This window comes from Bacteroides sp. CAG:633, assembly GCF_000435115.1.
Taxonomy (GTDB): Bacteria; Bacteroidota; Bacteroidia; order Bacteroidales; family Bacteroidaceae; genus Bacteroides; species Bacteroides ndongoniae.
The window spans coordinates 39,183-53,378 of the sequence record NZ_FR883041.1; the positions used below are offsets into that span (position 1 = coordinate 39,183).

Below are 14,196 nucleotides of genomic sequence, written 5' to 3' on the forward strand. Positions count from 1 at the left end.
AAGGCCGTACCTTTGCAGCGTGTTTTTCATAGTATTAGATTTAAGGTTAACAAGAAGGTTGGAGTACAGCGGTACTCCTTTTTTTATGTCCGTACGCGAAGTCGCCATTAGGCGTAACGCTCCGCAGAAACGTAACAACATACAAAGTAAACATCAAACCCATAATCATACGAATGACATGAAAACATCAGCCAGACTATTTCTGTCGTGCACAGCCTTATTGCTGTCGGCACACCTCGAAGCACAGACTTTCACCCACATCAGCAGCAGCGAAGGCAACACATGGCAACAAGCCAAAGTACGAATGCAATCCTCGCCCCGACAGACACCTCTGCTCGACGTGACAGACGCCGCCGCTCCCATCACCACTTTCCGGGCATGGGGAGCCACCTTCAACGAACTGGACTGGGACGCACTGGGTCTGCTCACCCGCGACGAGCAGGACGAAATACTTCACAACGTCTTTGCCCCCGACGGCGACCTGCGCATTGCCCGCGGACGCATCTCGATGGGAGCCAACGACTATGCCCGCTCGTGGTACAGCTGCGACGAGATGGAGGGTGACTTCGAACTACGCTACTTCAATATCGACCGCGACAAGCAGGCCATCATCCCCTTCATACGCGCCGCGCAGAAGTACAACCCCGACCTTACCTGCTGGGTGTCGCCCTGGTGCCCGCCAAGCTGGATGAAAATCAACGGTGACTACCCCGTACTAAGCAGCCCTTACAACAACCTGCCCGAAAAGATGAATTACCTGCTCTATGGTCAGACGGGAGGAGAAACCGACCCGGACGAAATGAAGCTGACCGGCGAGCGCAACGGCAAGTTCCCCAAGAAGCTGGCCACTACCGACTATATGATACAAGACCCGCGCTACCTGCAAACCTATGCCAACATGTTCTGCAAGTTCATCGACGCCTACCGCGAGCAGGGCATACGCATCGACATGGTGATGTACCAGAACGAAGCCTACAGCTACACTCCCTATCCCGGCTGTGCCTGGACAGCCGAAGGCACCATACGCTTCAACCGCGACTACCTGGCACCTACCCTGAAGCGCCTGCACCCCGACGTGAAGCTTTACCTGGGCACCTTCAACACCAACCGTCAGGACTATGTGGAGAAGATACTTGCCGACCCGCAGCTACAGTCCTGCATCTCGGGCATGGGATTCCAATGGGAAGGGCGCGAAATACTGCCTGAAATACGCCGCCAGCATCCCGACTGGAGCTACATCTGCTCGGAAAGCGAATGCGGATGGGGCAGCTTCGACTGGAAAGCAGCCGAACATACCTTCGAGCTGATGAATCACTACCTGGGCAACGGCTGCAACGAATACATCTTCTGGAACTTCATCCTGGCCGACAACGGTGAAAGCCCCTGGGGCTGGAAACAGAATGCCCTGATCAGGGTGGACAGCCAGACGCGCACCTACACCTATACCCCCGAATATTATGCCGCGAAACATTACAGCCATTTCATCGGCCGGGATACACAAATCGTAGGTTACCATCCGGCCTCGGAAGGTAACACACCGGTATTAGTGGCCAAAACAGCCGAAGGAAAGACGGTAGTCGTAGCCGGAAACTTCAACGACGAAGCGCGCACTGTCAGCCTGAAACTGGGCAACCGCTACCTGAACATCGAACTGGCGCCGCACTCCTTCAACACCCTGACGGAGGGGCGCTGACACCTGTGCCCGCCACGGTTTACCGCATGGGCAGCGACGGACGTGGCGGGAGTATCGTAGGCCCGTCACTTCTTCTTTTGCTGTCGAAGACGGCTGTACGGAGAATTTCGTACAGGATGCCGCCTACGTCGAGTCCCAACGTGAACTTGTCGAACTTGTAATAAGGGATGGCCACAGGCACCATCTGCCAACCTCCGCGCATGGAGTCGTAGTAACGCTGCACACCTACCTCCATGCCGAAACGGTCGGTCATGTCAATCACCATGGTGGCGCCGTATCTGTTCGTGGCCATACCGTACGAATTGCCCATCACATACGAGCCGAAGGCACGGAAGGCCAGGCGGTCGGAAACCTGATATTTCAGCATGCCCGACGTGTTGAACATCTGACGGCTGAGGTGCGACATCGTCATCTTCATGGCATTCATCTGGATCTGGAAGTCCAGCCGGTCGCTTAACTTGTGTCCATAACCTATCGAAGCCTCGTTCAGCCGGCCGATGCCGGGCAGTGAAGTCTGACTGCCTGCCCCCATCAGATAGCCCTTGCCAAGGCGTGTCATCACGCCACCGGTGCTGTAGTCGCCCCGGTAGAGCGGCGAAGGATGGGTGTAGTAAGGGATGACGGGCATCGCATCGAGCGAGAAGCGGGGTGTCGGCTCGGGCACTTCGGGCACGCTGAACCGTTGCTGCGAAGGCAGATCCGGAGCAGCCTTCACCAGCTCCATCAGGTCGGGAGCCACGATTTTCGGGGTATTTACCGGCGGAACATACGGCAGTTCGCCGTTCCCCATATCCAGGCGAAGCGTGTCGCGGGGCGTATCCTCTGCCCCAGCCTGTGCCCACACGCCGTGTGGGAGCAACGCTGCCAACAGGCTGCATACCATCACTTTCAGACAGACTCTCCGTACGATGTACATATCCTCCTCCTTTCTTGTTTCGGACAGCCCGGACCACTACCAACCACCTCCGGCGCCGGCGGGCGAAGACACCACTGCCGCAGCGCGTCGGGACAAAGGTTTCCGTCGCGGGCTCTACTTACAAAAGTAGCAAAATTCCCGTTTCCCTCATGCTGACGGAAACGATTTTATACATTATTCAACCTTTGCCTGCACAGGCACGGCATATTCTACAAAAGTTAAGAGAAAAGAACGCACAACGGCGCTCTGCAAGGAATATTCTTAATCAGGAAACAGCCCTCATCCGATTCCGTAACTTCTTGAATATAAGTGCTGTTAGTTCCTGTCTATCTCAGTATACGACTGAGGGTACCTAAGTATAGGACTGAGGGGGTCTAAGTATACGACCGAGGGTGCCTAAGTATACGACTGTGATAGGCTCCCCCGGTCGGTATGGATATGTTATAAAGAAAAATAACTGCCTGCGAAGCAGTGGGGCGTCAGGCAGACACCTCTTCGCCCTTCAGCGTGGCCGAGCTGGCTTCGGTGATTCGCACACGCACGAAGTCGCCTACGCGGTGTGTGCCGCGGTCGAACACCACTACCCTGTTCTGTTCCGTCCGTCCGAACAGCTGGTCGCGGCTGCGCTTGCTCACTCCCTCGACCAGCACCTCGAAGGTCTGACCCACGCAACGTGCGTTGGCCTCGGCCGAAAGACGGTTCTGCAAAGCGATGATTTCGTTCAGGCGGCGTATTTTCACCTCCTCGGGAACGTCGTCGGGCAAGTGCTTGCTGGCATAGGTGCCCGGGCGTTCGCTGTACTTGAACATAAAGGCCGCGTCGTAGGCGCACTCCTCCATCAGCGACAGCGATTGCTGGTGGTCTTCCTCGGTCTCACTGGAGAAGCCCGAGAAGATGTCGGTCGAAAGCCCGCAGTCGGGGATGATGCGGCGGATGGCTGCTACACGCTCCAGATACCACTCACGGTCGTACTTGCGGTTCATCAGCTTCAGTATGCGGCTGCTTCCGCTCTGCACGGGCAGGTGGATGTGCTTGCACACGTTGGGCATGTCGGCAATGACGTGCAGTGTCTCGTCGCTCATGTCCTTGGGGTGCGACGTAGTGAAGCGTACACGCATATCCGGAGCAGCTTCGGCTACCTGGCGCAGCAGCATCGGGAAAGTCACTACCTCCCCGTCGGCGCGCTCGAAACGGTACGAATTGACGTTCTGCCCCAGCAGGGTCACTTCTTTGTAGCCTTTCTGCTGCAAGTCGGCCACCTCGCGCAAGATACTTTCCACATCGCGGCTGCGTTCGCGGCCTCGCGTATAGGGGACTATGCAGTAAGTACAGAAGTTATTGCATCCGCGCATGATGGACACAAAACCTGAAATGTGATTGCCGCAGATGCGCGAAGGCACGATATCGCGGTAGGTCTCCGTGGTAGACAGTTCCACGTTGATGGCTTTCTCGCCCGCCTCTACCGCCGCAATCAGGTCGGGCAAGGTCAGGTAGGCATCGGGGCCTGCCACCAGGTCTACATGATGGTTGGCAATAAGGTCTTCCTTCACCCGCTCGGCCATACAGCCCAGCACGCCCACAATGAGCCCGCGATGCTTCTTCCGCATCGAGTGGAAGAACTCCAGGCGGTTCAGAATCTTCTGCTCGGCATTATCGCGCACCGAACAAGTATTCAAAAACACGGCATCGGCCTCGTCCAGCGTCTCGGCCATCGTATATCCGGCCATTTTCATAATCGACGCAACCAGTTCACTGTCTGCCACATTCATCTGGCAGCCGTACGTTTCGATGAACAATTTCTTATTGTCACCGGCAGTTGCAGATTTTAAGTCTGCTCCCGTTTGATTTTCCATTATTCCTAAAGTTTATTGATTTCGGGGACAAAGATAATGAAAGGACAGTGCCGGGGAAAATGAAAACAGTGTTTTCTGAAGTAACACATCAAACGTGCGCGCCCACACCACAGATAAACCGAAAAACAAACGCCATTTTTGGCCTAAAACACCTTAAACGAAAAGAAAATGCAACAGAAATAGCCTGTTTGACAGTGATTCTACTAATTAATGTTAACGTAAAAAGCTTTTTCTGACTGTTAATTTGGTAAAAAAAGAATTATTTTACATTTTTGTGCAATGAAAGAAACATTAGATTTTTTCATAGTTAAGGTTTAGGTTAAAAAAATTAAGGGGAGCTGTGAAGCTGCCCTTTTTTATTGCCCAAATGTTAGGGGCTATCAGATTAATTAACTACCTTTGGCGGTGAAAAACAAGCATGCGTATGGAAGATATCTTCAAGTTTCTGTTGGTGGCAGGAATCATCGTGGTCGGAATCATCAAGCAGTTCAGGAAGGAAGCCCAAAGTAGCGAAGCTCCTCCCAGTGATGAACATGGCATGCCCCTACCCCACGAAGCCAATCCGCTTCCCGAAAACTGGGGAGGAGAAACCTATGGCGGATACATTCCCGAAGGTCCCAAACCAGCCGAACAGCTCCATACCCCGAAAAAGCAACAGAAGACTTCCAGACCCGAACCTTTCATCCCGCGAAGAGACCGGCAGACATCATCGCACCGGATTAGCCCGACTTCGCAACCGACCGCCCCTCCGGCCCCTGCCGGGCAAGAAACAGACCACGCTGCAACCGACTTCGACCTGCAGTCGATAGAGGAAGTACGGCGAGGCATCCTTTGGGCAGAAATACTGAACAGGAAATACTGAAACCTGCTGTCGGTACATAAGCATTCGGTTCCTTCGCTTTTACGTTTGCAAGTTGGCAAGATATTACCTTTCTTCAACTGAACGGCTAAAAGACTCACGAACGGACAGACTTGACCCTGAAATCTTTAACATCAAAAATATAAAAGAACAATTATGGCATTTAATTACATTTCAGCAGAAGAAGCTGCAAGCCTCATCAAACATGGCTACAACATTGGTCTGAGCGGATTTACTCCCGCAGGAACTGCCAAAGCCGTTACACATGCTTTGGCTGCCATCGCAGAAGAAGAACATGCAAAGGGCAATCCCTTCCAGATCGGTATCTTCACCGGAGCCTCTACAGGTGATGCCTGCGACGGTATCCTGTCGCGCGCCAAAGCCATCCGCTACCGTGCTCCCTACACCACCAACCCCGACTTCCGCAAAGCCGTAAACAACGGTGAGATTGCCTACAACGACATCCACCTTTCGCAAATGGCACAGGAACTGCGTTATGGCTTCATGGGCAAAGTAAACGTAGCCATCATCGAAGCCTGCGAGCTGACCGAAGACGGTAAAATCTATCTGACTGCTGCCGGTGGTATCGCTCCTACCGTATGCCGCTTGGCCGACATGATCATCGTCGAGCTGAACGCTGCACACAGCAAGGCTGCTATGGGCCTGCACGACGTGTACGAACCCCTTGACCCGCCTTACCGCCGCGAAATACCCATTACCAAGCCCAACGACCGCATCGGCTTGCCCTACATCCAGGTAGATCCGAAGAAGATTGTAGGCGTAGTAGAGACCAATTGGCCAGACGAAGCACGTTCGTTTGCTGCTGCCGACCCCGTAACCGACAAGATCGGACAGAACGTTGCCGACTTCCTGGTACACGACATGAGACGTGGCATCATTCCGCAAAGCTTCCTGCCGCTGCAGAGTGGTGTGGGTAACATTGCCAACGCCGTACTCGGCGCACTGGGACGCGACACCACAATCCCCGCCTTCGACGTATATACCGAAGTTATCCAGAACTCCGTTATCGGCCTGATCCGCGACGGCCGCGTGAAGTTTGCTTCAGGCTGTTCGCTCACCGTTACCAACGACTGTCTGAACGGTGTATATCAGGACATGGACTTCTTCCGCGACAAACTGGTACTCCGTCCGTCGGAAATCTCCAACAGCCCCGAAGTTATCCGTCGTCTTGGCGTTATCTCTATCAATACTGCCATCGAAGCCGACATCTACGGTAATGTAAACTCTACCCACATCGGCGGAACGAAGATGATGAACGGTATTGGCGGCAGCGGCGACTTCACACGCAATGCCTACATCTCTATCTTCACCTGCCCGTCTGTAGCCAAGGAAGGCAAGATCAGCGCCATCGTTCCGATGGTATCGCACGCCGACCACAGCGAACACGACGTCAACATCATCGTTACCGAGCAAGGTGTGGCCGACCTCCGCGGCAAGAGCCCGAAGGAACGTGCACAGACTATCATCGAGAACTGTGTTCACCCCGACTACAAGAACATCATGTGGGATTACCTGAAACTGACCGACGGCAAGTCACAGACTCCGCACGCCATCCGTGCTGCCCTGGGTATGCATACCGAGTTGGCTAAGAGTGGCGACATGCGCAACGTTGACTGGTCACAGTATTAACAGACATTCTCCAACGGGACATAACCTGTTGATAAGCGAATAAACGACAAGGGATAAAGAAGTGGATGCTACGAAATCCATCTTCTTTATCCCTTGTTTCTATATAAAAAGCCATCCCTGGAAATCACTTCCCGGGATGGCTCGTCTTCTTATAAAAAAGAGTATAAAGAGAGATTAGTATTTATTCCTGTCCTCCACCCAATGCGCAATAAAGACTGATTACACTCTGTATTTCGCTGAAGCGGTTGGCGGTCTGCGTAAGTTGGGCACTCAGCAGGTTCTGTTTGGCCGTAAGCACATCCAGGTAAGTCGTAGTGCCATGCTCCATAAGCAAGGAAGTACTCTTCACGGCTTTCTGCAACGAAGCTACCTGCTTGTCCAGCAACAGGCTCTTGTCGCGGCTGGTCTGCCAGGCCGTCAGTGCGTCGTTCACTTCGCTGCCTGCATTCAGCAGAGTCTGTTGGAAAGAAAGGGCGGCTTCTTCCTGTTGCGCCTTACTGATCTTAAGCTGTCCCAACAGCTGTCCGCGTGCAAAGAGCGGCTGGGTGAGCGAACCTACGGCCGAAGCCAAGAACTTGGCAGGATTAATAATCATGGATCCGGCCGAGTTGGTCCAGCCTGCACTGCCACTCAACGTAATGGAGGGATAGAAAGCCGAGCGTGCCGCATTGGTGGCATAGAAGGCCGACTCCAACGACCGTTCGGCCATGCGTACGTCGGGCCGATTGGCAAGCATCTGCATGGGGATGCCTACAGATAACTCATCGGGCATCTGCACGCCAGCCAGTGTGCCGCGTTCGTAGGAACGGGGTGTCTCGGCCAGCAGCAATGCAAAGCTGTTTTCTGCCTGGTTGATTTGCTCTTTCAGGTCGAGCACAGATGCCTGTACCTCGTAACAGGCGGCTTCCATCTGCGATACGGCAGCCTCGTTGGCCTGTCCTGCATTCATCAGGGCACGGGTAGAGCGAACGGTTTCTTCCCACGACCGGGCCATATCCTGCGCACAGGCAAGCTGGTCGTCGAGCATCAGCAAAGTATAATAGGTATTGGCTATACCGGCAATAAGCTGTGTACGTACAGCCTGCTTATAATCCTTACTTTGGGCATAAAGAGCCTGTGCCTGCCGTTTGCTGTTTCGCATCTTACCGAAAATATCCAGTTCCCAACTGGCAGTAACGGGCAGCGAATAGGTCTGTGTAGCTTTTCCGCCATCGAAGCTGCTTACCGTCCCCTGAGGAGCCAATGCAAACGAGGGCAGAAATGCAAGCTTGGAGGAAAGCAAGGTAGCCTCGGCCTCCTCGATACGAAGCTGTGCGGACAGATAATCGGTATTGTTCTGCAAACCTTGTTCGATATAGGCCTGCAGCTGCGGATCGGTAAAAAGCTCGTGCCAGTCCATGCTGCCGAGACTGGTAGTGTCTTCAGTGCTGAACTCTTCCCCATAAAGGTTGTCGGGCACGCTTTCGGCCGGCTTATATTTGGTATATATGCCGCAGCTGCTCAGCAGAGCAGCGGCGGTTGACAATAAAATAAGTTTCTTCATATTAGTTGATGGATTAATTTTTTAAGAATGATTATTTCTCCTCATTAAACCCACTACGTTCTGCCAGGCTTCTTTCGCGCTCCAACAACACTTGAGCATCGGCTTCCAGTTCCTGGTGCGGACGAATCTTCTCCTGCATATATTCGAAGATAATGTAGAATACCGGCACAACGAACAACAATGCAAGGGTTCCGATCAGCATACCACCCACGACGGTAGTACCCAATGACGAGTTACCGTTGGCACCCGCACCACTGGAGAACATCAGCGGAAGCATACCGAATATCATGGTAAGCACCGTCATCAGGATAGGACGGAAACGTACCTGGGCAGCTGCATAGGCCGACTCAATAATACCCATACCCTTGCGCCGACGCTCGATGGCAAACTCCGTAATCAGGATGGCTGTCTTGGCTAACAGACCGATCAGCATAATCATACCTGTCTGCATATAAATGTTGTTCTCCAGTCCGAAGAGCTTGGCAAACAGGAACGATCCGAACATACCGAACGGCACAGAGAGGATAACGGCAAACGGTACCAGGAAGCTCTCGTAAAGACAGGCCAGAATCAGGTAAATCAGGAAGACACAAATACTGTAGATAAACACTGTCTGGAACTGGCTGGTATTGGCCTCCTCACGCGAAATGCCACCGTACTCGTAACTGTAGCCCGAAGGTAACATCTGTTCGGCCACTTCGGCAATCGCTTTCTGTACCTCACCGGTAGAATATCCTTCGGCCACATTCACGTTGACAGAGATAGAGCTGAACAGGTTGAAACGGTTCTTGATTTCGGCACCTTCGGTCTTGCTCAACGTAACGAACTGGCTGAGAGGAGCCATCTCCGTACCGTTGCGCACAAACATATTGCTCAGATCCATCTGGTCCAAACGATATTTTGGATCGGCCTGAAGCATCACGCGGTACATCTTGCCAAACTTATTGTAGTTGGACACATACGAACCACCGCAATAGCTACCCAATACGCTCAGTACTTCGTTGGGTGAAATGCCGGCACGCATACACTTGGCAGCGTCTACATCTACCGAAATCTGCGGGAAGTTCTCGGCATAGGTCGTATAAGCCATTGCCACCTCCGGACGTTGGTTCAGCGCACCGAGATATTGCAGCACAGCGTGATAGAAAGTGGTCATGTCACCACCCGTCTTGTCCTGCATGTTCAATTCTACCGAGTTACCCATACCGTAGCCCGGAATCATAGGCGTCTGGAAGCAGAATATCTGTGCATCCTTTATCTGGGCAAACTGAGCATTGAGGCGACCCATCACGGCTTCTGCCGAATGTTCACTACCACTACGTTCGCTCCAGTCTTTCAGACGGATGATAATCATACCATACGACGTACCCTGTCCAGAAAGGAAACCGTAACCGGCTACACGCTGGAAGTGGGCTACTTCGGGAGTATTGGTCAGAATGGCATCTACTTTATCCAGCACCTGAGTGGTCTCCTTCAGTGTGCTACCCGGAGCAGTGCTGACATTGGCCATGATGGTACCCTGGTCTTCCTGCGGTACAAGTCCTGTTTTGGTGGTGTTCATAAAGAATACCAGCAGCACAACAGCAGCAACCAGAGCTGCCCAACACATCCAACGATGGTGGATGGCAAACATCACACCTTTCTTATATTTACCCAACAAAGCGGTATAAGAAACATTGTAAGCGGCACGGACACGACCATTAATACTCTTGGCACTCTTCGTACCCGATGCCGGACGCATCAGCAAGGCGCACAATGCCGGACACAGTGTCAGGGCACATATCATGGAGAGACCTACGGAAGTAGCCATAGTAATACCGAACTGTGTGTAGAAAACACCGGACGTACCACCCATGAAAGTCACAGGAATAAACACGGCCATGAACACACAAGTACAGGAAATGATGGCCATCGTCACATCGCCCATCGCATCTTTGGTAGCAAGGTAAGGCGACTTGTAGCCAGAGTCGAACTTCTCCTGCACCGCCTCAACCACCACGATGGCATCATCCACCACCGTACCGATGGCCAACACCAACGCAAACATGGTCAGAATGTTCAGACTGAAGCCTGCGGCAATCAGGCAGGCAAACGTACCTACCAGAGAAACGATGATAGATATAGAAGGAATAAGCGTACTCTTGAAATCCTGCAGGAAGAAGTATACCACCAGGATAACCAGAATAATGGCAATCACCAACGTCTCTACAATACTGTAAATCGAAGCATACAGGAAGTCATTAGAACTCATCAGATTGACAAACTCCAATCCTTCGGGCAGATCTTTCGACAACTCATCGAGCAAAGCCGAGATTTCGGCATTCACGGCAGTAGCGTTCGATCCTGCTGTCTGGAAGGCCATGAAGGCAATGGCTGTCTTACCGTCCATCTCGCCCTGGTAACTATAGCTCAATGCACCCAGCTCTACTTCGGCTACATCCTTCAGACGAAGAACAGAACCGTCTTCCTGTGCACGTACGACGATGTTCTCAAAGTCAGATACTTCTTTCAGACGGCCACGATACTTCATGGTGAGCTGGTATACATTATCCGAATTCTCGCCCAATGAGCCCGTAGGTGCCTCCAGGTTCTGCATAGCCAATACTGCACTGATGTCCGAAGGTACCAGCCCATACTGCGCCATTCGGTCAGGTTTCATCCAGATACGGATACTGTAAGGGGCGTTCATCGCCATCACGTCGCCCACACCGGCAATACGCTTGATCTGGGGCACAACATTGATGTCAAGGTAGTTTCCGATAAATGCCTGGTCGTAACGCCCGTTGGTGCAGACCAGTGAATTGATTTGCAGAAAGCTGGTCTGACGTTTCTGCGTGGTCACACCGATTTGTGTTACCTCGGCAGGCAACAATCCTTGTGCCTGCGTCACACGGTTCTGCACGTTCACTGCCGCCATATCGGGGTCGGTACCTTGCTTGAAGTAGACCTGTATGGTAGCTGAACCGTTATTGGTAGCCGTCGAGGTCATGTAAATCATGTTTTCCACACCGTTGATACTCTCCTCCAACGGCATGATAACGCCGTTCATCACGGCATCTGCATCGGCACCCGTATAAGTGGCTGATACGTATACTGTAGGTGGTGCAATATCAGGATATTGTTCCACAGGCAACGTGAACAGCGAAATCAGGCCGATAGCAAAAATAAGGACGGAGATGGAGATGGCCATCACCGGCCGTTTAATGAATATGTTTCCTTTCATAATGTTCGTTGTTTATGGGAGTCAAGAAGTCCGGGAACGGTTCCCTTCAACTCCTTCAGCTCCTGCAGGTTTTGCCGAAAGCAAAACTTAGGTTATTTTATCTGCATTCCCTCTCTCAACAATCCGGCTCCTTTCGCCACGATTTCCTCGCCCGGCTTCAGGCCGTCCATTACTACAAATTCGCGACCGTTGTTTATCGGTGCTACCGAAACCAGTGTAGAAGCGGCCTTTCCGTCCACTACCTTATACACCAGATATTTGTCCTGCATCTGTACGGCTGCTCCCTGCGGGATGACAATACAATCCTTGTAGACACTGGGGATAGATACACTGCCGGAGGCTCCACTGTGCAGCAGATGTGATTCGTTGGGGAAAACGGCACGTGCAATGACCGTACCCGTCTGGCGGTCGATGACACCACTGATGGATTCGATCTTTCCCTTCTCGGCATATACGGAGTTATCGTTCAGGGTCAGCGTTACTTCGGGCATGTTCTTCAGTGCCTCGTCCATCGAACCGTACTGACGGGTGAGGGAGAGCAACTGATTTTCGGTCATGGAGAAATAGACGTACATCGTGCTATTGTCGCTCACCGTAGTAAGAGGTTGTGCCATGGCCGAGCTGACCAATGCACCTACACGATAAGGCAAAGCACCCACAACGCCGTTGCTGGGACTCTTTACTTCGGTATATGAGAGGTTATTACGGGCATTCACTTCCTGTGCCTCGGCCTGTGCCAGTTGTGCCTTGGCAGTGAGGTAATTGTTCTGAGCCGTCTTCAGACTGAACTCTGATACGACTTTCTGCGCATACAGTTCCTTCTGGCTACCATAGTTCAGCTCGGCTGTAGCCAAAGAGGCACGGGCTGTCGCTACATTGGCCTCGGCCGTCTTCAGGGCTGCTTTATACGGAACCTGATCGATAATGAAAAGTAACTGACCTTGACGCACGGCTTCACCTTCGGTCACGCAGAGCCGTACAATCGTACCCGATACTTGCGGATAGATGTCAATGTCCTGCCGTCCGCGGATAGTGGCGGAATAGGAGGTGGAAAGTTCTTTATCGGCGGTAGCCACCGTCATAGTCTCGTAAGAAGAAGATTGCATAGCGGCATTTGGTGCCTGCTTGCACGATACCAATCCCAAAAACGTACAACCGACAATTGTCATCAGTCGTATCTGTTTACTTTGTACCTTTTTCATATTCAATTTGTTTGTTTAGAAATTGGCGCAAAGATAGACGAATAGAACAATCCGGATGTTATCTATATGCCTGAATGGATGTTTTATATTTCCCACGAATAGGCATATTTTCTTAAAAAATATTACATAAAGAACAACTTTTATGAGAAATAGAACAGTCTATATTTCCCAATATTCTACACCTTTGCAGCGGAAGAAAAGAACACATCTGCCAGCGCAGTGTCCGGCTGAATCCAGAACATCAGCCTGACTACTAAAACAAAAAACGGAACTTAAATAATTCATATAGAATATGTATACGAAAGAAGAAACGATTATCGCAGTAGACATTGACGACTTCAAAAAATACAAAGAAGAAATGCAAGGAGAATATGTAGACTACGTAGATGACAACGTCATTGTGGCACGGAACATAGACAACCTGCCCAACTCCAACCGGATGATAAGACTGAACCTGTTCATCATCGTAACCTGCATCGAGGGAAAAATGCAGCTAACCGTCAACGGAAAGGATTATCAGCTGCAGGAAGGAGAAACATTTATATGCCTCCCCACCATGATTGTAAGTAATATGCTGCTCAGCCCCCAGCACAAGGTCGGCATGATAGGCTTCTCTACCAAATTTCTGCAGCAGACCATAAAGCGGGGAAGAGCGACCGAAAAGGCGCTGTATTACATCTATAAAAACCCCGTCTTTGCCAAAGCATCGGAAGAAAAGACCAAAAACAGCCGTACTTTCAGCCAGTACTCCCAATTGATCATGGACAAAATAAGCGATACTTCGCACCGCTACCGGCAGGAAATTCTGGAACATCTCTTCTCTGCCCTGTTCTACGAAATGCTGGTAGGCATCCAAAAACATTCCGATACAATCGAAGAAACCGGAATGGAAGCCGACCGCAGCAAACGGATTTTCAAACAATTTATGGAGGAAGTGGCAGAAGACGGCGGAATACACCGCTCCGTGAGCCACTATGCCGACCGGTTGTGCTACTCGCCCAAATACATCTCCAGCGCTATCAAAGAGGTCAGCGGACGCACACCTACCGAATGGATCAACGAATACGCCATCGAACAGATAAAATATCAGTTGAAGCACTCGGACAAGTCTGTCAAGGAGATTGCCGAGATGTTCAACTTCCCCAACCAGTCATTCTTCGGCAAGTACGTGAAAGCGCATGTAGGCATGTCGCCCGCCCGCTACCGCGCTTATTCGAACGGTAAGGCACAAAGCGACTCGCAGACCGCATCCTGAAA

At 51.7% G+C, this 14,196-nt stretch carries 9 protein-coding genes; 4 read left to right on the forward strand and 5 right to left on the reverse strand.

Translation table 11 applies throughout. From position 1 onward, the window contains the following. Positions 1 to 178: 178 nt before the first annotated feature. A complete protein-coding gene (locus QVP67_RS05690) occupies positions 179 to 1,693 on the forward strand; it encodes a glycoside hydrolase family 30 protein (protein WP_288179944.1) in 1,515 nt (504 codons plus the stop codon). A gap of 19 nt (positions 1,694 to 1,712) precedes the next feature. Here the strand turns inward: QVP67_RS05690 and QVP67_RS05695 are convergent, their stop codons facing one another. Together QVP67_RS05695 and miaB are read right to left on the reverse strand one after the other, a co-directional pair. Continuing rightward, on the reverse strand, positions 1,713 to 2,609 hold the full coding sequence (locus tag QVP67_RS05695; protein ID WP_022162600.1) for a hypothetical protein: 897 nt from the start codon (positions 2,607 to 2,609) through the stop codon (positions 1,713 to 1,715). A gap of 479 nt (positions 2,610 to 3,088) precedes the next feature. Beyond that, on the reverse strand, positions 3,089 to 4,462 hold the full coding sequence (gene miaB / locus QVP67_RS05700) for a tRNA (N6-isopentenyl adenosine(37)-C2)-methylthiotransferase MiaB (RefSeq protein ID WP_022162601.1): 1,374 nt from the start codon (positions 4,460 to 4,462) through the stop codon (positions 3,089 to 3,091). Between the two features lie 424 nt (positions 4,463 to 4,886). On the opposite strand from miaB, the gene QVP67_RS05705 reads away from it, so the two are divergent. Both QVP67_RS05705 and QVP67_RS05710 read left to right on the forward strand, forming a co-directional pair. Further along, complete coding sequence (locus QVP67_RS05705) at positions 4,887 to 5,324, forward strand: hypothetical protein (protein ID WP_022162602.1); 438 nt, start codon at positions 4,887 to 4,889, stop codon at positions 5,322 to 5,324. Positions 5,325 to 5,477: 153 nt separating this feature from the next. Then, positions 5,478 to 6,971, forward strand: a complete 1,494-nt coding sequence (locus tag QVP67_RS05710) for an acetyl-CoA hydrolase/transferase family protein (RefSeq protein WP_022162603.1) — start codon at positions 5,478 to 5,480, stop codon at positions 6,969 to 6,971. 181 nt (positions 6,972 to 7,152) lie between these two features. Here the strand turns inward: QVP67_RS05710 and QVP67_RS05715 are convergent, their stop codons facing one another. The 3 genes from QVP67_RS05715 to QVP67_RS05725 all read right to left on the reverse strand — a co-directional run bounded on the left by QVP67_RS05715 (position 7,153) and on the right by QVP67_RS05725 (position 12,939). Further along, the gene (locus QVP67_RS05715) at positions 7,153 to 8,514 is read right to left on the reverse strand and encodes a TolC family protein (RefSeq protein WP_022162604.1); all 1,362 of its coding nucleotides are present in this window, start codon (positions 8,512 to 8,514) and stop codon (positions 7,153 to 7,155) included. 31 nt (positions 8,515 to 8,545) lie between these two features. Next, entirely contained in the window at positions 8,546 to 11,737 is a 3,192-nt protein-coding gene (locus QVP67_RS05720) for an efflux RND transporter permease subunit (RefSeq protein ID WP_022162605.1), read from the reverse strand. A 92-nt stretch (positions 11,738 to 11,829) separates the two neighbouring features. Next, a complete protein-coding gene (locus QVP67_RS05725; protein WP_288179945.1) occupies positions 11,830 to 12,939 on the reverse strand; it encodes an efflux RND transporter periplasmic adaptor subunit in 1,110 nt (369 codons plus the stop codon). Positions 12,940 to 13,231: 292 nt separating this feature from the next. Between QVP67_RS05725 and QVP67_RS05730 the strand changes: the two genes are divergently transcribed. Then, positions 13,232 to 14,194, forward strand: coding sequence for an AraC family transcriptional regulator (locus QVP67_RS05730; protein WP_022162607.1), 963 nt, complete (start codon positions 13,232 to 13,234; stop codon positions 14,192 to 14,194). The last annotated feature ends 2 nt before the right edge of the window (positions 14,195 to 14,196 follow it).

Bases quoted from the DNA above. Each gene is read 5' to 3' on its own strand.
- QVP67_RS05725 (WP_288179945.1), bottom strand. From the start codon at position 12,939: ATGAAAAAGGTACAAAGTAAACAGATACGACTGATGACAATTGTCGGT.
- QVP67_RS05720 (WP_022162605.1), bottom strand. From the start codon at position 11,737: ATGAAAGGAAACATATTCATTAAACGGCCGGTGATGGCCATCTCCATC.
- QVP67_RS05690 (WP_288179944.1), top strand. From the start codon at position 179: ATGAAAACATCAGCCAGACTATTTCTGTCGTGCACAGCCTTATTGCTG.
- QVP67_RS05715 (WP_022162604.1), bottom strand. From the start codon at position 8,514: ATGAAGAAACTTATTTTATTGTCAACCGCCGCTGCTCTGCTGAGCAGC.
- QVP67_RS05730 (WP_022162607.1), top strand. From the start codon at position 13,232: ATGTATACGAAAGAAGAAACGATTATCGCAGTAGACATTGACGACTTC.
- QVP67_RS05705 (WP_022162602.1), top strand. From the start codon at position 4,887: ATGGAAGATATCTTCAAGTTTCTGTTGGTGGCAGGAATCATCGTGGTC.
- QVP67_RS05695 (WP_022162600.1), bottom strand. From the start codon at position 2,609: ATGTACATCGTACGGAGAGTCTGTCTGAAAGTGATGGTATGCAGCCTG.
- miaB (WP_022162601.1), bottom strand. From the start codon at position 4,462: ATGGAAAATCAAACGGGAGCAGACTTAAAATCTGCAACTGCCGGTGAC.
- QVP67_RS05710 (WP_022162603.1), top strand. From the start codon at position 5,478: ATGGCATTTAATTACATTTCAGCAGAAGAAGCTGCAAGCCTCATCAAA.